This is a genomic window from Fodinibius sp., assembly GCF_034521915.1.
In the GTDB taxonomy this organism is placed as follows: domain Bacteria; phylum Bacteroidota; class Rhodothermia; order Balneolales; family Balneolaceae; genus Fodinibius.
The window spans coordinates 39686-57972 of the sequence record NZ_JAXHLU010000014.1 but is presented as its reverse complement, the minus strand read 5'-3'; the positions used below and the strand labels follow the sequence as shown (position 1 = coordinate 57972).

The window sequence follows — 18287 nt, the reverse complement described above, 5'->3', positions numbered from 1 at the left end:
TAAATACCAATAACATTAATAACCACACGTTACTTTAATTGAAATCACTAAATATATTTCAACCTTATATATAATATATAAACGTTTCATTTTGAAATTCCTCAAACTTGTACCTATTGTTTTCATAGTCGTTTTCATATTTCAAAACTGTTCGCAACCAGAGGGTCCCACTTATTGTACCACTGAATTCGTCATGCACTCGGTTACTGTATTAGACCATGATGGTACTCCGGCTGACTCCGTCCAAATAACCGTAATAAATGAAGGGGATGGGAGCGTTTATCCTTGCGACGAATATCTTTGTAAGGAAAATCAGCCGGGCACATACACCATAATGCACGATGGCTTCCTGGAAGATCTTAGCAGCAATGGGGAAACGGTTGTTGTGGAGGGAGTAAAAGACAGCCTGCAATTTAGCGAGGAGTTCATCTTTCAAGGAGATGAGTGTCACGTAGTAAAATTAGCAGGTCCTGATACCGTTTCTCTTTCATCAAATTGAAAAAAGAATAGTAATAATTTAACTCATGAACTCTTAGAGTGATATAACCGCCAGTTAAGAAAAAGAGATTGTCTTCGACAACTTAGCCCTGTTGTTGTAAAAGACCTAGGCTCATCTGCATCTACAGACTTCTATTATCCCGTTCCCTTGCTTTGAGGTTGGATGCGCAAGCATCCAACCTCTTTTTTTATTACTCTTGCTTTTTAATAGGACACCCTGCTTCCGTCCAGGATCTGAATCCGCCGGCCAGTGATTTTACGTTGTTGTATCCCATTTTCTGCAGGTTATCAGCAGCCAGAGCGGAGCGATATCCGCCTCCGCAATATAGTACAATTTCCTCGTCTAAATTGGGATACTCTTCTTCAATATCACGCTCCAAAACTCCTCTGCCCAGATATTCGGCTCCCGCAATGCGGGCCTTTTCCCATTCATCCTGCTCACGAACATCCAGTAGCACAAAATCGTCGTCGGATTTCTGTTTCCGCCTCACTTCTTCGGGCGTAATTTCCTCAATACGCGTTTTAGCGTCATCAACCAGCGTAACAAAACGATCCGAGTGATGTTTTCCCATAGAGAATAAAAGTTTTTGCCCAGTGATTTACACAGATCCAACAGATTAACTCCTAACTTTAAATTTATAAAATCAGTTCTAATCTTCGTCGATCTGTGGCCTATTAAAACTAATTTTTAAAAGTGTTTTTATTAATCAAGTTCCTGCGCGCTTTCAAGGGCAGCATCAGTAATATCTTCGCCGCTCATCAGCGTAGCCACTTCAGTTACGTGCTCATTATCATCCAGCGGAATTATACGGGATACCGTTCGTCCATCACTTTCCACCTTCTGCACTTTATAATGCTTGTGGGCCTGACTGGCAATTTGCGGCTGATGCGTAATCGCAATAATTTGGCACCGCTCGGACAGCCGCCGCATCGTTCGTCCCACCTTTTCTGAGATCTCCCCACTAATACCGGTATCAATTTCATCAAAGATCATTACCGGCAGGCTCTGCTCTCTAGCCATGATGGATTTTAGCGCCAACATTACCCGGCTAATTTCTCCACCTGAGGCAATCTTTGCCAACGGTTTTGGTTCTTCGCCCTTATTCGTAGAAATATACAGTCGAACCTCATCACAACCATGTTCGGTGCACTCCACGGGCTGACCGTCAACCGTGATCCATCCCTGTGATTCCGATGTCACCATCCAATCCACGCGCACCTCAAAATTGGCGTGCGGAATTCCCAGTTTACTCAACTCATCCTCAATCTGTTTCGAGAGTTGCTCTCCCACTTTTTCACGAACCTTATGCAATTCTTTTGCTTTCTCAGCCAGTACATCAGCCTGATCATTGATCTTTTTTTCCAGCTTCTCAAGCTCAAGATCAAAATTCTCTGCCAAACTCAATTCTTTTTTAATCTCATGCAGATACTCTATCAGATCGGGTATACTGCGATGATATTTTTTCTGCAGGCTATTCAACTTATTCTGACGCTTTCGCAGCTTCTCCAACCGATTGGGATTGAACTCAATTTTACTGCGGTACCGTTCTGCAAACTGCACCGTCTCCCGAATACTAATACGGGCCGAAGAAATTTCTTCTAAATAACTTTCGAATTCCGGTTCAATTCGGGCAATATCTTCGAGGTGCAGTTTAATCTGGTTCAGCAACTCCATCACATTTATCTCATTGTGATCGCCCATCTCCACAATCGCTCCTGCTTTTTGATCGAGCTCTTCTGCATTGTCGAGCAGGTGTATTTCCTCTTCAAGCTTTTCCTCTTCCTCCGGGTCGAGTTCGGCATCTTCAAGTTCCTCAACCTGGAATTGATACAGCTCCACCTTCTCCTGCAGTTCTCGCTCCCGTTTTTGCAGATCGCGTAACTCTTTCCGAAGCTCAACCATCTCCTGGTACGATTGTCCATACGCTTTCAAGGCAGGCTGCACATCAGCAAATCCGTCAATAACACCACGATGATTTTCCTCCTTCAGCAACATCTGGTGATCGTGTTGACCATGTAAATCCACCAGGTAGTTACCCACCTTTCGCAGTACCGAAATATTTACCGGGGTATCATTGATAAATCCGCGGCTACCCGATGAACGAATCTCACGTCTGAGGATCAGCTCCGAACGTTTCTCTACAGCATTTTCTTCGAGCAGTTGATTAACCTCTTCGTATTCTCCTACTTCGATAATCGCTTCGGCAATAGCTTTACTTGCCCCCTGACGGATTACTTCGGTATCGGCACGTTCGCCTAAAATCATATTCAGAGCTCCAACAATAATTGATTTACCCGCCCCCGTTTGACCGGTAAGAATATTGAGCCCTTCCTGAAAGGAGACTTCCAGCTCATCAATCAGTGCGAAATCTTTTATATAAAGTGATTGTATCATAGCCGTCGGTGTTTTATTAGGCCCTAAAAGTACAAAAAATTGAACACGGTTTAATGTTCGTTGAATTTATTTTTAAAGATTTTTGACAAAATATTATACAACCCTCTGTATCTCCCTTTCATAAGGTAGATTAAAGGGGGTTGTTCATTCTGTTATTCTGGTAAGTTTTACATTTTGTTTTAGTACTGAATTCAAAACCTCAAAATAAAAAAGGCTCCCGTTTTTAACGGGAGCCTAATTTGTTTGTAGCCTCAAGGTATCTATCTTAATGAACAGTCACTAGTAAGACCCTTAAGGAAGGCAATCCTTACAAAATAATTTCAGGAATTTTGTAATTTCTTAGGCAATCAACATAAACCCTCATTTAAACGATCTGATGTCCCATAATAACAGCGACCAATTTCAAGAATATCATCTGGAAGTTCCGGACGACGAAACCTCGGGCACTCGTTTAGATAAATACCTGGCGTCGAAAATAGAAGATACCTCACGGACCAAAATCCAGGAAGCCTTAACGGAAGGACATATAACCGTTAACAGAAAAAAAGAAAAAGCATCCTACCCGGTAGAAGCCGGTGATGTGTTGGATGTACGTATCCCCATTCCCAAACCGCCCGAGGTACAAGCCGAAGAAATGCCGCTGGATATTGTCTATGAGGATGACGATTTACTGCTCGTTAATAAAAGTGCCAATATGGTAGTTCATCCCGCCAAGGGAAACTGGACCGGCACCCTGGTTAATGCACTTATGTGGCATACCGATGAACTTTCGGAGCCCGAAGAAGATACCGTTCGTCCCGGCATTGTACACCGACTGGATAAAGACACCAGCGGCCTCCTTGTAGTCGCCAAAAACGATAAGACTCATCGCATTCTCAGCGAATACTTTCGAACAAAAGATATTGAACGCACGTACTGGGCGATTGTATGGGGTACTCCGGATAAAAAGGAAGGAACGATTACCGGGGCTATCGGACGTGATCCACATCATAGAAAGCGAATGGCCGTGGTCCCTGAAGACAAAGGTAAAAGTGCCACCACCCATTACAGGGTTCTTGAGTATTTTGATCATCTGACTCTGCTCGAACTAAAACTTGAAACCGGCCGAACACACCAAATTCGCGTGCACCTGGCTGACAATAATCTATGGGTTTTCGGGGATCAAAAATATGGCGGGGACTCAGTACGGTACGGTCCCAACACCGGAAGCCGCAAGCAGATGTTTAATAACCTTTTTGCATCATTGCAGCGTCAATGCCTGCATGCCAAAACGCTGGGATTTGAACATCCCACTACGGGAGAAATGGTTCAATTCGATTCCGAATTGCCTGGAGATTTTCAGCAGGTCTTGGGGATGCTCCGACAGAATTGTAAACCAGAGCATATCTACTGATTATTTAAAGTATTACACAGTTTTTATGCCTTATTGATTGGCTTAGGAATGATCTATAGCAAACAGATATGGTTACAATTTTATTTTAAACTATTAAATAATATTATGGAAATTCTTGATCCAAAAGAGTTGAAATGAAATAAATATAGGCGTATCTTTGGCCTCTCATTCAACTGCGCCTGTAGCTCAACTGGATAGAGCACCTGATTACGGATCAGGAGGCTAGGGGTTCGAATCCTCTCAGGCGTACTCTTCTTTTTTACTCCAAAAACCCCGCTTATTTAATTATGAGCGGGGTTTTTTGTTGGTATATACCATATCTACCACTACCCCTTTTCGGGAAACCTTTTCCCAAATAGCCCCTATTTTCCTTGTTCGGTACTACATTTGGTACTACATTGATGGTGTACACTTAAACTAATCCGATCCAATATATCATGGCCAGTTTAACCAAGAGAAATGGGAACTACTCGATAGTTTTTAAGACCACCTTGAATGGTACCTCTTATAAAAAGACCTATGCCCTCGGTACCAAATACAAAAATATTGCTGAGCAAAAAAAGCTGGAATACCAAAAGCTCTATGATGCCGGCAAAATAAATCCCTTCGATGACGACTGGAATCTTCAAAAATACGAAAAAGAACAAGAGCTCGACGGTACGTCTCTTACCAGTCCCATCATTAATACGCTTCAAAAACAATTCTTAAAAGATAAGACGAACGTTACCGAACAGACCAAAAATACTTACCGGCAAGTGATTAAACAATTCATGGATCAGGTCGGATACAGCATGCCTGTTACCATGGTTAATGCTGATGACATAAAATCGTTTTGCCTTAAACCCCATTTGGCAAACGCTTCAAAAAGAAACTATCTAATACACATCAAAGCATTCTTTAACTGGGCCGTAGAAAAGGAAATACTAGAATCCAATCCATGCGATAATATACGACTGCCTAAAACACGAGATAACCTCGTTGACAAAATTATTGATGAGGAACAACTCAACTACATTTTTAAAAAGTTCAAAGCCTATCAGAAAAAGCATCAAGACTCCGGAGCTATTTCGACAGATCAGCAAAAGCAGCATTGGTTTATTCCGCTTATCACCTTGACCTTTTACACCGGACTTCGCAGAAAAGAGGTTATTCAACTTCGCTGGGAGCATGTTAATCTTAAAGATCGGTTTCTACGAGTTACCGATACCAAAAACGGATATGAACGTACGGTCCCCATTTTTGATAATCTTTACAGCGAACTTAAACGGTGGAGAGAATTTAATGGTAATCCCCATAAAGGACTTGTCTTCACTAGTCCTATGCCCGCTCCCAATGGCGAAAAAGCATTAAGGGGTAGTTATGTATCTAAACGGTTCAAATATTATGCAACCGAAGAAGCCAATCTAAAAGACTCGATCCATTTCCATGGCCTTCGCCATTCCTGCGCAACCTTCCTGCTTCGCAACGGATTTAATGTGATTGAGGTCAAGAACATGTTGGGGCACAAAAGCCTGGAGGTAACCAACAAATATGTCCACTTGGTTGCTAATGACTTACTAAATACCGCCAGCCAAAATGGGTTAATAACGAATCAAACCGGGTAGAGATTTTTATTAAAAAATGTTGATTTAAAAAGTGCATTTTGTTCTGAAAAGTCATTTCTTTTTCGCGGTAAAAAATAAAGCCCCAAAAGAATATTCATGACAGAACAAGACCCCAAAGATTCGCTACTCCAAACCATCGCTACCCTGGAAGCCAAGTTAGATTTCGTATTAGACTCTATACTGGTAAAACCCGATAAGTCGAAATATATGACCGCTCAAGAAATTCAAAAAGAGTACGGAATTTCTCATCGTACGGTACTAAACCGAAGTAATTTTCGTCCCGGCCATAAAAAATATATTCCCAGTTTTCAGACCGGTCCCCGTCGTAAATACTTCGAACGAAATGTCATTGAGCGGTTATTTAAACAAAACGAATAGAACTGCCGCAATTTGCTAAATTGCCTTTTTCAGCAAATCCAACAAGGCTGACATAACATCCGGATCCAGCTTGAGTTCCGGATGTTCTTCCAACTGCTGATCGATATTAGACACCAACTCCTTGATCTCTTCCATCCTATTCTCAAGCAGCTGCTTTTGCTTCAATTCCGTTTTGAGCTCATCCTCATTGCCTATCACAAAATGAGGACCTTCGCCGGTCAAGAGCCAGTTTATATTTATGCCTGCCAACGCAAAATGACGTAATGTAGAGCTGTTAACCTCACTCTTCGTACCATTCTTTAGCTCAGATATGACCGAACGATTAGCTCCGGTTTGGCGCTGCATTTCAGTTACATTTCCATCATAATATTCCTCCAGTAAATGCTGAATATTTTCCTGGAGTAAACCTTCATCTATTTCTTTCACTTTTTTGTCCTTACTTAAGTATTTGTTTTAGCCGTACTTAAACTCTCTCTATGCAATATAACGATGTTTTTACATCATTTTTATATTGTTTCGTTGTTATCACATCACTAAATTAGCACCGACGGTATCGGTAGTGCTTACCTATAACGCGCTTATAATACTGCTAACCAACAATATTAAAAAGATAATTTTTCCGTGCATCCAGCTATAACCAAATATGACATAAACAGGCTGCGGCTAAGTATCATCAAAGGTGAAATAATCGATCAATACGACACCATTGATGAGTTTCGTCGGACTCTTTACCCCAAAATAAAGCTCAATACCTTTCGTCAATGGTTCAAGAAACCCTACTACATTTCCGACGATCGCTTATGCAACATGGAGCAAGCATTAGGTATTTCGGAGCAGACATTGACCTGCCAGCTTACCAGGGAGTTCGACCTTTCCATAGAAGCCCTCAGTAAAACCAAAGGGATTCGACTATCCACTAACCAAGTCACATAACGATGGCCACCATACGCACCCGCTATACCCTCGGTGATCGTATTGCATTCATTGATCATGAAGGGAAACAACGACAAGAAACCGTACGAATGATCGAAACCCAAATCGTAGAAGGATATGAGCTGTGGGTTATCTACGGCTACGGTAACGATCTCTATAAGCTCAACCATGTGAGCGAACACAAAATTTTAATATCTCAACGACAAATAAATGAGCAGCAAACCCCGGGAAGAGCCCCTAACACTCCTATCGCCAAACAACCGGCAACAACCAACCGAGTATGAACCATCAGCCGCCTCTGATACGCAAAAAGAACCGTTTGAATATGTAGACAGCTCCGACCCCCTGGATTTTGGTTGGTACCGCAATGAAACTGATGGCACCAGTCGCAAAATAGGCAGCTTTGATATCGAGATACATTCCAAGATTATCCGCTACAATCCCGAGACCTTAAAGTGGGATTCGACGCTGTATGAATGCCAGGTGAGCTGGCTGACTCCGGAAACGCGAACCCTTACCCAAAGCGAGCTTTTTGTCCTGGAGCCGGAAGACCTGCTGTCAAAGAAAGCCTTTCAGATTCAGATCTTTAAGCACTCTTACCAATCGGCACGGTTTAAGTCTGATGATGAGATCCTGTTCTTTATGAGCTTCCTGTGCAACCGGTGGCAGCCGCAAACGGTGTATGAATTTAACTACTATGGCTTTGTCGAGCACCATGGCTACAAGTTCTATCTGACGCGCAATGCCCTCATCACGATACCTGACGATCACCTTCACCAACCGCAGTATATGATCGCTCCTGACCGGGAATCCGGCCTATTCCCCATGGTAGCTGCCGACACTACCTTCTACGTAAAACCGGGCCGCATTGAACCATCACCGCTGTTAGATTTATCCCCGGCGGCCGATGGATTCTACAGTAATGAGGAACATCATCTTTTTACCGGTAAAGAGCTCCACTATTTCACCGACACGGTTCGCGATAAATTTGGAGAGCTCATCGCCGGACAACAGCCCGAGAAAAAGGCGGAAGGGTATCTGATCTTCTCCTACATGCTCTCGTTTCTATTCTTTGATGAGGTCTATGACGTCTTTAAACATGTGGTCTTTCTGTACCTGTTTGGGGAACCCTCGACGGGAAAAGGACAGCTCTCACAGATCATGCTCAATTTCTTTGGCCAATCGTTTACGGACGTGGATTCCAACCCTACGCTAAAATCTGCTGAGAACAAGTTGGCCAACCACAGCAAGATTCCGGTAATTATGGATGAGTTTGTGCCCGGTAAAGGCAAAATCACGCCACAGGTATTTAACATGTGGTACGAACTCCGGCAACGTGGGGTAAGTGCTTCACATGATCGATCTAAGAACGCCTGGAGCCCCGTCCGGTCGCAGCTGATGTTTATCTCCAACTATAAACCGACCGAAGATCACTTCCGCTCGCGGTGTATCATGATCGAATATGCCAAAGACAAACGAGGCTCAGTGGATAACCTTTGGTGGTTCGATAACTCACAAAAAGGAAATGCAGCGCCTGTTCCTGTCCTCTGCTGTACAAGTTTAATGATTTCAACCGTGAGCTGTTCAAAAGCGAACTGCTCTGGACGAAACGTCTGCTGACCGAAGCGGTGGAACAGGAACTGGAACGAAGAAGTGACCAGGAAGGTGTTCGTTTCCAGATTAAAGACCGTCAAATCGAAAATATGGCAGCTCTTATTACTGTCGACCTGTTTGTCTGTCGGCCCAGTGATGTTCAGTTCGCTGAACTTGTTGAACAATCAGCTCAAGAAAAAGCCAAGGTAAACGAACCGGACCTGCACCAGATGCAGAACCTAATAAAAGAGAGTCGCGATTAACTCTGAAATCTTTCGCTATAGCGTGGAGTTTTTAGCAAATTCGGCCGAACGCGAAATCCAGCAAACACCACTACAACAATTCCTGGCTAACATCGAAATCATCAATGAAAATGGCCAGCTCCCAAAACGCTATTATGGCTGGAACAGCAAAAATGGACTCGTGATGTACTGGAGTGGCATCTGGGATGCGTATACCAACTATAACAAGGGACGCGAGTATATCAGCCAGGATATTGTCCGGGAAGAAATCGAAGCTCTGGACATCTACACGGAAAAGCCAAAACGAATTATTACAGCTACGAGGATCCAATGAAAGGAACCGTTAAAGAAAGTCGGCACGGCTACCGCATTCCCCGAAAACACCTAACGCCAGCCTGGCTGCGGGCCTTTGGCAAACGAGAAGAAGCGAACAATCATGATGAAAGAACAAGCCCACCAGCCGACGACCGATATACGATACAAGCACCAATAATATCTGCCACCATTTTAAACTTACTAAACTGGAAAAATCTAAGATTATCTAAGAATTTCAAAAACAGCGTCTTATTTTCTTAGAACCGTTCCATTTCTCACCAAAATCAACACCCTATAAGTATAATAATAATAGTTAGTTAGTAAATAATAATATATGTAAGAAAACCACGTAAGAAACGACTAAGAACGTCTAAGATCGGTCTAAGATATCTAAGATGAATCTTTGCCGATTTCTTAGACACTTAACTCGATAGTTTTTACTACACTTAACCCTGGCCGTCTAAGAAAATAAGAAAGACTATGTCTAATTTTGAAAATCTTCAAAAATACCAACCAATTCGACAGGCAACATGCAATCCAACAATGAACAATTCATGACCATTGGCGAAGACAATCAGCTACATGTGTGAGCAGCTGGGACGCATTTCCCGCACTACCTTTTACCGGTGTGGCTATCGCAAACTGATAACCGTCGCGCAGTTACGGTCGAAATGAAAGTAACCGGACGTGACAGCCGTTAAGCTATGCCGCAAGTCGGAAGTGGATAAAATCATTCAGACTATTCAGGGAGAATCCCCATGGCCGAAAACGTCTAACCGTATAGATGAAATGGCTATTACCGGACAAAAGGTGGCAAAATCATCTATATCAATTGAGCATCTGACAGCAAAAGTAGATGAAATCAATCGCCAGTATCATGATTTCAACGAACTTCATCTATCTATAGATGAAACGGGGCAACTCATTCAGGTGAATTATATAAATGAAGATGATTTTGAGGTCCCGCTGACCGGTTGGCTCGATATGGGACAAGTTGGGACGTACCTCCAGAATTACCAGCGTATGTTCTGCCTGGATCCCAATCGTCTAGATCGTTTCTTCGATATGGATGAAGCTACTGCCATCATACCTATTAACTGGCTTCGCCCGACAAGAAAACGTCCAAAAGGAATTGCCAATGGATTTATCTACATGAGACAAGCCTACCAGGGAATAATACCCAGACGAAAACCTATTTCTATTAGACCAAATGCAACAGAAAAAGGTCTTTTTGATATAATCGATGGGAATTCGACCTATTTTGTGGCTAAACAGATTGGCATAAAGACCCTGCCTATAATTTTGAAGGACTAATAATTATAAATGATAAGTACTTTTAAAACGATCAATATTTTTTATTCCGCTTTGTTGATATATAATTTCCATGTGTTCCAATAAGGTAACTCGATCCAGTTTCTTTAACTCATCAAACGCTTCCATATGGCAGTTTCTAAACAAGTTGTTACTACCACAAAAGCATTTATTGCTGCGGTTTAACCTAGAATTATTTGCTATATACTGAATTAAAGACAGCGTTTTTCGCACATTATTACCAGTCTCAAGTTTTCCAGAATAAAACTCGTAAACTCCAATCCAACCATGAGAATAACCTGAATTAACATAATATCCCTCAACTCTTCGGTGGGTTTGATTAAACAGATATGGCAACAATTCATGATCTATAAAACCTATTAAAGTTATACCGTCTCTACATTTAATTATTTCTGATGGGTCTACGTCTATACAACAAGATTCATCCTTATAAATATGCCAATCGGCAATTTTGGGGACTTTATCACTTGTTTCAAATACTTTAGGGAACCGATGAGGAAATCCCTCCTTAAATTTTATTTCCACTTGATATAACTCCCACTGTTTCCCCTCCTCATCTATAATCTCTAAATTTCCTCGGAGAAACTTTTCTCCATTCTCAGAAACTATCTTAAGTTGAGGATACTTCTCTGTAGCGGAATCCAATTGATCAACAAAAGTAGAATATCCTTCTCCCATTTTACTTTGCCCATGGGTTTGAGGAGGCAGCCCCAGCTGCTAATGTACCCGATTTTCTCTTCTTGTTTTCATCTTTAGCATTACTGCATGAAAACCTATCGCCGAAAATCTTCTGCCAGTATTTGCAGGCTTCTTTTTGATTTTTCTCTCGAAGTGCTTTCTTGGCGCGTTTAATGAAATTCGCAACCATGTTCATGAAATACTCTTTGTGAGCATAATCCTCAAATAAGTCTTCCCCCTTCGGTGTAGTTGGTCGCTCGCATTTAAATTCCCTAAACAACTCTGCCTGAATATTGATTAGAGTCTCTTTTAAGGCAATATCATCACGTTCATGGCTGTAGTAATTATTAATCGCAAGAATTGTCATAATAAACCCACTGGGCATCTTTATCGATGAGTTACTAAACTCTCTATAGTCACACCACGCTTTTAAGTATCTAATGAGCCTTACAAGCTGTTCATTGTCACCAACCTGTTCCTCAAACCACTCAATAAATTCTTTAGGATCACTAAAAATCCAACCTTTTGCCTTATGAGCAAGCTCCGGAGTACCATCTTTTTTATAGTAAATAGGCAAGTCAATATGATGCCCATCAGAAAAAACAACACGAACACAAGTATTTTTATCTATTGGGTTTTGAGAAGTATGTCCATCTACAGCCTCACAGATCCAATTATGATGGGTCTGAATAGTTTTTCTTTCTTCTTCTGATTCATCCCCGATAAAATAAATACCATCATCAATATCGTACTTATATAATGTTTGTTCTTCACCATCGATCTCTTCTATCCGAGGTATCGGGTTTACAATAGTATCAGTCTCCATTGAACCTTGACCGGAGAATTTGGGAGTAATTTCATCCGATCTTTTTTCAGAAAAATACTTGCGTATTTTTTTCCGAAGATCGTTACGGGAAGTTTTCAAGCTATCTTTTCTAGCTTTGGTCAACCTTATTGTGGAATCAAATTCGTATAATAAGTCAGCGCAGTTTGCCATGGTTATATATCGTTTAGAATTCGTGTTTTAGGTCTGTTGATTCAAAATTTACTTCGATTTTGCCTCTTGTTTGCTCTTGGCGGTTTGTAAAATAATTGCCAGTTAATTTTCTGGGTTCATTGCCATTCATAAGGACCTTGAGTTTATTTGCTCCCTCATGACAATCCAGGTAATCGTTAATATTCGTACCAGAATTAAAGTAGAAGAAGTAAATAGCATAGTGTCCATTTTCTGCTTTTATATCCTCGACAAGACTTTTTGAATAAGTATTTTCATGGTTCTTACTATTGAAATAAGTATTTATCTGAATTTTAGATGCCGTTTGAATAACCTCTACAACCGTATCCATTCTATTTTTCTTGCCATTTCTCTCGTACTCGATGTATCCGGTATATCTACCATTTAGGTTTGGTACTCTGACGAGCTTATTGAGTAATGGGTATTTCCATAAATACTTATCATAGAAAACTAGTAAACTGGCGATTATTGCAGTATTAGTTGGAGCTCTAAGTACAAATTCACCACTCTGATGTAGATAGCCCCGAATCACTTCAAAGCCTAAATCAATTCCGAATGCCAAGGCCAAAATTGTCACTATTAATGTTTTTGTTTTATAATACCTGAAGGATAATTTCATTAGTCAAAATTTTTTACGTTGAGCTTTCACTTACATTACCTAAACCGTTAACTAACGGTTTTCGGTATAGTTAAATACAAGGGAGGAAATGAACTGGAAAGAGTTAAAAAATGAGACTACGGAGGATTTGATTGAATTCGTCAAATTCAAAGAAGATCCCGACTATGAAGAAGTGGCAAGAGCTGCTTTTACTACTTTAACTTTTCGCTTCAGAGCTGATATAATCGACAAATGTACTATTGTTTGTCGGAAGTGGGACTACACTGATGATGATGCTATTGAACTTGCTAACAGAACATTTGAACGATTCTGGAAATACCCAACCTTTTCTAAATCAAAGTGCCGAGTTAAAGATATCGCTGAATGCTTCATACTATATCTGTATAGAATTGCACGGAATGAATTGAAGCGGTCATACAATAAAAAAGATTATCCCTATGAAGGAGATGAAAAAATAAGAACCTCTCTTATTGATGAAGATAAAAGCTACACCACAGAAGAGTTGAAAGCTCTGCAGGAAGCAGAGAAAAGGCTTGATAAAGCACTGGAACATTTAACACAAAAACATAAAATAATCTTTCTAACCTATAGTGCCTATGAGGAAGAGGGTTTTAAGCTCCCGCGGGAATTATTAAAAAAACTACGGGAAGATTTAGACCTTACTCAAAGCTCAATCAGAGTTTATAAAAAAGAGGCTTTTGAAGCTGTAGATAAGAGGATAGGATAATGGCCAAAGACAAAATCAACATAACACTAGAAAATATAACCGAATGGCTATGTTCAACTGGATATTTATTTCCCCGAACACAAATTGAGTTATCACGATTAAATAAACTGTATCCAGAAGTCGAAAGAGATACAAAAGATGAACAGGTGGATCCTTTTGAAATACTAGACAATTCAAGGGAGCGAAAACCCCTTAATTTGCAAGTTTCAAAGGATCTAAAGGAAGACTATTCAGACCTAAGAATGGCTGCCAGAAAGTCTGAAGAACTGCCAGAACATATTATTGAAAAGATGAAGAAGAAACATAAAAATAATGGTGGAGATAAATCCGAAAACTAAACAACTGATTGACAAACATACTAAGTCTCTAGCGGAAAACTTTCATAAGGAGAACGTTACAGACCTTCTGAAGATCATCGAGGATGAAGAATTAAACCTCCACATTGGTAATTACGAAGATCATTTTGATGGTATGTTGATATGGGATCAACCACAGTTTCACATCCACCTAAACGAGACAAAGGGTAATCTGCCTACTACAAAAAGAGGACGTTTTACTTTAGCTCATGAGTTAGGACATTATTTCATTGAACCACATAGACAAGGATTAAAACGAGGCTTAATATCTCCCCATCCATCCAATTTATCCTTAGTACATTCAGAACGAATTGAGCAAGAAGCAGATGTATTTGCTGCTTCTCTCTTAATGCCTCGAAAAAGGTTAAGAGACTTTACGGGAGGAAGAGAATTCTCACTTGAAATTATAGAACAGGTCTCAGATGATTTCCAAGTAAGTCTTACCTCAGCTGTCATTCGATTTGCAGAGATAGGTACCCATGAAATACTAGCCGTGTTTAGCAGTAAAAATGAAGTTAAATGGTTTTGCAAGAGCGATGACTTCCCCTATCTAAAATTTAAATTCGAGGTTGGCGGCGAACTACCTCCTACTACCGTAGCAGGAGAATTTTACAGAAAAGCAGATAGTAAATATACAGGGGTAGAACCAGTAGATATTGAAGATTGGTTTTACTTAAGAGAGGGAGCTCCTGAATATCAAATGTATGAACAGTGTTTTTATTCAGATTTATATGATTTTGCTATTAGTCTAATCTGGTTTGAATAAATTAAAAGTTCTTTTTGAATTATCTCCTCCACCTTTTTTGCTTGTTCCCCTCCCAGTTCTTAGAATGAGGTCAAACAAAAAGTTGGTTTTTTAACAATATACTGATGCAGATAGAGACGATATCCCCAAGACGAGCTGTTGACAATGCATTTCTACAAGAGTCGATCACCGAGACCCAGTTCGAAACCTTTCGCCAGCGGCTGTTGAAGCTATTGAATCAGGCCGATGATGCCGTCGAGGAAGGCGAATCCGAGGAACACCTGAAGAATTTGATCAAACCCTTCTTCAGCAACACCAATTTTGAGGAAGACCACTACATCAACACCAAGGAGCGCCAGGACTTGGCCATCCATAATGGCAAAACCCGGAAGTCGAATGTTGGGGTGATCATCGAAGCCAAGCGCCCGTCCAACAGTTCGGAAATGATTACCGGGGAAGATCTGAACCGTAAGGCTTTTCACGAATCCATTCTCTACTATCTTCGGGAACGTATCGATAACGGCAACGAAGATATCAAACACATCATCATTACCGATGTGTACAGCTGGTATGTCTTCGATGCCCAGGATTTTGAACGTCATTTTCATGAGTCGAAGAAGCTGACCGGCTGGTATGAAGAGTGGAAACAGGGACAAAAAGTAAGCTCCCGCACGCAGTTTATCTATGATCATCTCTCGGAATTTGTGGATGAGCTTGATGCAAACATTAAGGCAGCAGAATTAGATCTGGAGCAGGTATCGAAGACTGCTGGAAAAGGATGAGCTCAGTCGCGACGAGCAGAAAAAGTTAGTTCCAGTATTTAAACTGTTTACGCCTACGCACCTGCTCAAAGCAACCCTTTGCCAGCGACAGCAATGAACTCAACAAGGCGTTTTACCGCGAGCTGCTCTATATCATGGGACTCAAAGAATATAAAGAGAAAGGCACCCATTATATTACCCGGCTGGATGAGGAAAAGCGCCAGCACGCTTCTCTGATTGAAAATACCATCACCCAGCTAAAAAGTCTGAATGTATTGTCGCGGCTACCGAATCGAAAAGAGTTTGGAGACGATGAAGACGAGCAGCTATTTAATGTGGCTATCCAGCTGTTGATCACCTGGATTAACCGTATTCTCTTTTTGAAACTGCTGGAAGCCCAGCTCTACAAATATCACCGAGAAGATGATCGGTTTCGCTTTTTAAGCCATCGCGACATTAAAGAATATGATGGGCTCAACAAACTCTTTTTCCAGGTATTGGCCGTGCCTGTGGAGGATCGTTCCGAGCGCATCAACAAGCATTTTGGGCATATCCCCTACTTGAATAGTTCGTTGTTTGATGTAGCAGATATTGAGGCAAGACGCCATCCGTATCTCGAGCTTTGGAAGACGGACTTGAAATGCCGGTGTATAACCGAAGTAAAATCCGAAACCGTGACGGGGACCGCCTCAAGGGAGAAAAACTATCTGCTCTCGAATACCTGCTGCGCTTTCTCGATGCCTACAACTTTAATACCGAAGGCACGGCCGAAGTCCAGAAAGAGGCCAAGACACTCATTAACGCCTCGGTACTGGGACGCATCTTTGAAAAGATCAATGGCTATAAAGATGGCTCGTTTTTTACGCCCGGTTATATTACCGAATATATGTGCCGGGAAACCATTCGTCGGGCGGTGGTACAAAAGTTTAATGAGACCTACGATGATTGGGAATGCGAGACCATTGATGATGTAGCCGCCAAGATATCCCGCCATGAAGTTCCGTACGATAAGGCCAACGAGGTTGTAAATAGTATCACCATTTGTGATCCGGCCGTAGGATCCGGACACTTTTTGGTTTCGGCCTTGAATGAGTTGATAGCTGTGAAAAGTGATCTCCGCATTTTTGTGGATGAGGATAACCACCGCATTCGGGATGTGGAGATCAGCGTGGACAATGACGAGCTTAGCATTGCGGTGGGACAAGATCCCTTTTTCGAATACCGGGTGCATTCGGAGTGGAAAGAAAATGGTACCATTGAACGTACGGTCGGCCCCGACACCCAGCGCCTGCAGAAAGCCCTGTTCCGGGAAAAGAATATCCTCATTGAAAACTGCCTGTTTGGGGTGGACATCAATCCCAACTCGGTCAATATTTGCCGCCTGCGCCTGTGGATTGAGCTGCTCAAACATGCCTACTACAAGGAAAGTACGGACTTTCAACAGCTGGAAGTTCTGCCCAATATTGATATCAACATCAAACAGGGCAACTCGCTGGTAAGCCGCTTCGATCTGGATGCCGATCTTTCCCAAATTCTGGCCAACAACGATGATCTGACGATTGAGGAATACAAACAGGCCGTACGCAGCTATAAGGAAACCGGCGACCAGGCGGACAAGCGAGCACTAAAAGAGCAGATTAACTCTATCAAAGAAAGCTTTTCGGTGGGACTCAAAGAACTGCATCCCGTCCGACAGAAGCTGAAGAAACAGCGAGAACTCCTGGTCAAAGAAGAGGCCAAGCTGGACCTGTTTGAAGGCGATAAGAAGAGCAAGAAAGAGCAGAAGAAAATCAAAAAGACCAAGAAAAAGATTGCCAAGCTTGAAGACGAACTCGAAGAACTCGAAAATGCCACCTTCTTCGATCAAGCCTTTGAATGGCGGTTCGAGTTCCCCGAAGTACTGGACGAGGATGGGAATTTTACCGGCTTTGATGCTGTGATTGGGAACCCGCCTTATGGTACTTTATTTACTGGTAAACTGGATACTTTTTTACGGGAAAAATTTAAAACCTCAGACTATCAGATAAATAGTTTTTCCATCTTTGTTGAACTATCTAAATCAATATTAAATACTAACTCATACTGTAGCTTTATTATACTTACAAGTTGGATTGGGGCTAAATATGATCAGAGTTTTCGTGAATTTATTCTCAATGAGTTACGAATAAAAAAGGTTACAGTGTGTCCCAAAAATACATTTGAAGATGCCGTAGTTGAAACATTAATCTTGTTATATCAAAAAGCTATTCCCGCACAAGAGTTTATAGTCAACCATATTAAGAATATAGATGATGTAAAGAAATTTGAAACTAAAGACTTTGTTGAGGAATCACATAAAATATTTCCTATTCATCTATCCCGTTTTGAACTTCGTTTAATCAAGAAAATTCAAAATAATACCAAAAGATTAGATGATATTGCAGAGGTTGTATGGGGCGTCAAAGTATATGAGAAAGGAAAAGGAACTCCACCACAAAAACCATCAGCTTCTAAAAATAAAATTTTTCATAGTAACGAAAAAGAAAATGATACATATCTAAAAGTAATTGGCGGCAGAGATATAGATAGATATGAGATTAACTTTAAAGATAAATACCTTAGCATTATGGACCTTGGGTAAGTCGGCCACTGGATGAAGATTGGATTCAAAGATAGCAGAGTAATAGTTGTAAGAGAAATTACCACTGGTGGAAGAATTCAAGC

The 18287-nt window shown here is 41.3% G+C and carries 21 protein-coding genes and 1 tRNA gene; 16 read left to right on the top strand and 6 right to left on the bottom strand.

The window, feature by feature from the left end:
* Window positions 1–193 precede the first annotated feature (193 nt).
* Window positions 194–499 (top strand): hypothetical protein, encoded by a 306-nt coding sequence (locus U5J89_RS09595; protein WP_322575403.1) that lies wholly within the window; start codon window positions 194–196, stop codon window positions 497–499.
* A gap of 190 nt (window positions 500–689) precedes the next feature.
* Here the strand turns inward: U5J89_RS09595 and U5J89_RS09590 are convergent, their stop codons facing one another.
* Window positions 690–1070, bottom strand: a complete 381-nt coding sequence (locus U5J89_RS09590; protein ID WP_322575402.1) for a rhodanese-like domain-containing protein — start codon at window positions 1068–1070, stop codon at window positions 690–692.
* A gap of 131 nt (window positions 1071–1201) precedes the next feature.
* Window positions 1202–2893 (bottom strand): DNA repair protein RecN, encoded by a 1692-nt coding sequence (recN, locus tag U5J89_RS09585; RefSeq protein ID WP_322575401.1) that lies wholly within the window; start codon window positions 2891–2893, stop codon window positions 1202–1204.
* Window positions 2894–3269: 376 nt separating this feature from the next.
* Here recN and U5J89_RS09580 point away from each other — a divergent pair, with 376 nt between their 5' ends.
* The 4 genes from U5J89_RS09580 to U5J89_RS09565 all read left to right on the top strand — a co-directional run bounded on the left by U5J89_RS09580 (window position 3270) and on the right by U5J89_RS09565 (window position 6268).
* Complete coding sequence (locus U5J89_RS09580; RefSeq protein ID WP_322575400.1) at window positions 3270–4286, top strand: RluA family pseudouridine synthase; 1017 nt, start codon at window positions 3270–3272, stop codon at window positions 4284–4286.
* Between the two features lie 175 nt (window positions 4287–4461).
* A tRNA-Arg gene (locus tag U5J89_RS09575) sits at window positions 4462–4535 on the top strand.
* Window positions 4536–4723: 188 nt separating this feature from the next.
* Window positions 4724–5890: a tyrosine-type recombinase/integrase gene (locus tag U5J89_RS09570; protein WP_322575399.1), complete on the top strand. Its 1167-nt coding sequence runs from the start codon at window positions 4724–4726 to the stop codon at window positions 5888–5890.
* A gap of 96 nt (window positions 5891–5986) precedes the next feature.
* Entirely contained in the window at window positions 5987–6268 is a 282-nt protein-coding gene (locus U5J89_RS09565; protein ID WP_322575398.1) for a hypothetical protein, read from the top strand.
* Between the two features lie 15 nt (window positions 6269–6283).
* Here the strand turns inward: U5J89_RS09565 and U5J89_RS09560 are convergent, their stop codons facing one another.
* Window positions 6284–6694 carry a hypothetical protein gene (locus U5J89_RS09560; RefSeq protein ID WP_322575397.1) on the bottom strand — a complete coding sequence of 137 codons (411 nt, stop codon included), beginning with the start codon at window positions 6692–6694 and terminating at the stop codon, window positions 6284–6286.
* A gap of 509 nt (window positions 6695–7203) precedes the next feature.
* Here U5J89_RS09560 and U5J89_RS09555 point away from each other — a divergent pair.
* The 6 genes from U5J89_RS09555 (at window position 7204) to U5J89_RS09530 (ending at window position 10665) form a co-directional block, all read left to right on the top strand.
* Window positions 7204–7485 (top strand): hypothetical protein, encoded by a 282-nt coding sequence (locus U5J89_RS09555; protein WP_322575396.1) that lies wholly within the window; start codon window positions 7204–7206, stop codon window positions 7483–7485.
* Complete coding sequence (locus U5J89_RS09550; RefSeq protein WP_322575395.1) at window positions 7412–8821, top strand: hypothetical protein; 1410 nt, start codon at window positions 7412–7414, stop codon at window positions 8819–8821. Before U5J89_RS09555 ends, U5J89_RS09550 begins: the two co-directional genes overlap by 74 nt.
* Window positions 8822–8829: 8 nt before the next feature.
* Window positions 8830–9057: a hypothetical protein gene (locus tag U5J89_RS09545; RefSeq protein WP_322575394.1), complete on the top strand. Its 228-nt coding sequence runs from the start codon at window positions 8830–8832 to the stop codon at window positions 9055–9057.
* A gap of 22 nt (window positions 9058–9079) precedes the next feature.
* Entirely contained in the window at window positions 9080–9370 is a 291-nt protein-coding gene (locus tag U5J89_RS09540) for a hypothetical protein (protein ID WP_322575393.1), read from the top strand.
* Window positions 9367–9612, top strand: a complete 246-nt coding sequence (locus U5J89_RS09535; protein ID WP_322575392.1) for a hypothetical protein — start codon at window positions 9367–9369, stop codon at window positions 9610–9612. Before U5J89_RS09540 ends, U5J89_RS09535 begins: the two co-directional genes overlap by 4 nt.
* Before the next feature lie 426 nt (window positions 9613–10038).
* Window positions 10039–10665, top strand: coding sequence for a hypothetical protein (locus tag U5J89_RS09530; protein ID WP_322575391.1), 627 nt, complete (start codon window positions 10039–10041; stop codon window positions 10663–10665).
* A gap of 3 nt (window positions 10666–10668) precedes the next feature.
* On the opposite strand, the gene U5J89_RS09525 is transcribed toward U5J89_RS09530, so the two are convergent.
* From U5J89_RS09525 to U5J89_RS09515, 3 genes are read right to left on the bottom strand one after another with little or no spacing between them, the layout of a single operon-like run.
* On the bottom strand, window positions 10669–11361 hold the full coding sequence (locus tag U5J89_RS09525; RefSeq protein ID WP_322575390.1) for a hypothetical protein: 693 nt from the start codon (window positions 11359–11361) through the stop codon (window positions 10669–10671).
* A gap of 1 nt (window position 11362) precedes the next feature.
* Window positions 11363–12358 carry a cyclic GMP-AMP synthase DncV-like nucleotidyltransferase gene (locus U5J89_RS09520; protein WP_322575389.1) on the bottom strand — a complete coding sequence of 332 codons (996 nt, stop codon included), beginning with the start codon at window positions 12356–12358 and terminating at the stop codon, window positions 11363–11365.
* 13 nt (window positions 12359–12371) lie between these two features.
* The gene (locus tag U5J89_RS09515; protein ID WP_322575388.1) at window positions 12372–12995 is read right to left on the bottom strand and encodes a hypothetical protein; all 624 of its coding nucleotides are present in this window, start codon (window positions 12993–12995) and stop codon (window positions 12372–12374) included.
* Window positions 12996–13083: 88 nt separating this feature from the next.
* On the opposite strand from U5J89_RS09515, the gene U5J89_RS09510 reads away from it, so the two are divergent.
* The 5 genes from U5J89_RS09510 (at window position 13084) to U5J89_RS09490 (ending at window position 18204) form a co-directional block, all read left to right on the top strand.
* Window positions 13084–13722, top strand: coding sequence for a hypothetical protein (locus tag U5J89_RS09510; RefSeq protein ID WP_322575387.1), 639 nt, complete (start codon window positions 13084–13086; stop codon window positions 13720–13722).
* Window positions 13722–14060 (top strand): hypothetical protein, encoded by a 339-nt coding sequence (locus tag U5J89_RS09505; RefSeq protein WP_322575386.1) that lies wholly within the window; start codon window positions 13722–13724, stop codon window positions 14058–14060. The genes U5J89_RS09510 and U5J89_RS09505 overlap by 1 nt, the downstream gene beginning before the upstream one ends.
* Window positions 14035–14844: an ImmA/IrrE family metallo-endopeptidase gene (locus U5J89_RS09500; RefSeq protein ID WP_322575385.1), complete on the top strand. Its 810-nt coding sequence runs from the start codon at window positions 14035–14037 to the stop codon at window positions 14842–14844. The genes U5J89_RS09505 and U5J89_RS09500 overlap by 26 nt, the downstream gene beginning before the upstream one ends.
* Window positions 14845–14948: 104 nt before the next feature.
* Window positions 14949–15605, top strand: coding sequence for a hypothetical protein (locus U5J89_RS09495; protein WP_322575384.1), 657 nt, complete (start codon window positions 14949–14951; stop codon window positions 15603–15605).
* A 601-nt stretch (window positions 15606–16206) separates the two neighbouring features.
* Window positions 16207–18204 (top strand): Eco57I restriction-modification methylase domain-containing protein, encoded by a 1998-nt coding sequence (locus tag U5J89_RS09490; RefSeq protein WP_322575383.1) that lies wholly within the window; start codon window positions 16207–16209, stop codon window positions 18202–18204.
* Window positions 18205–18287 lie beyond the last annotated feature (83 nt).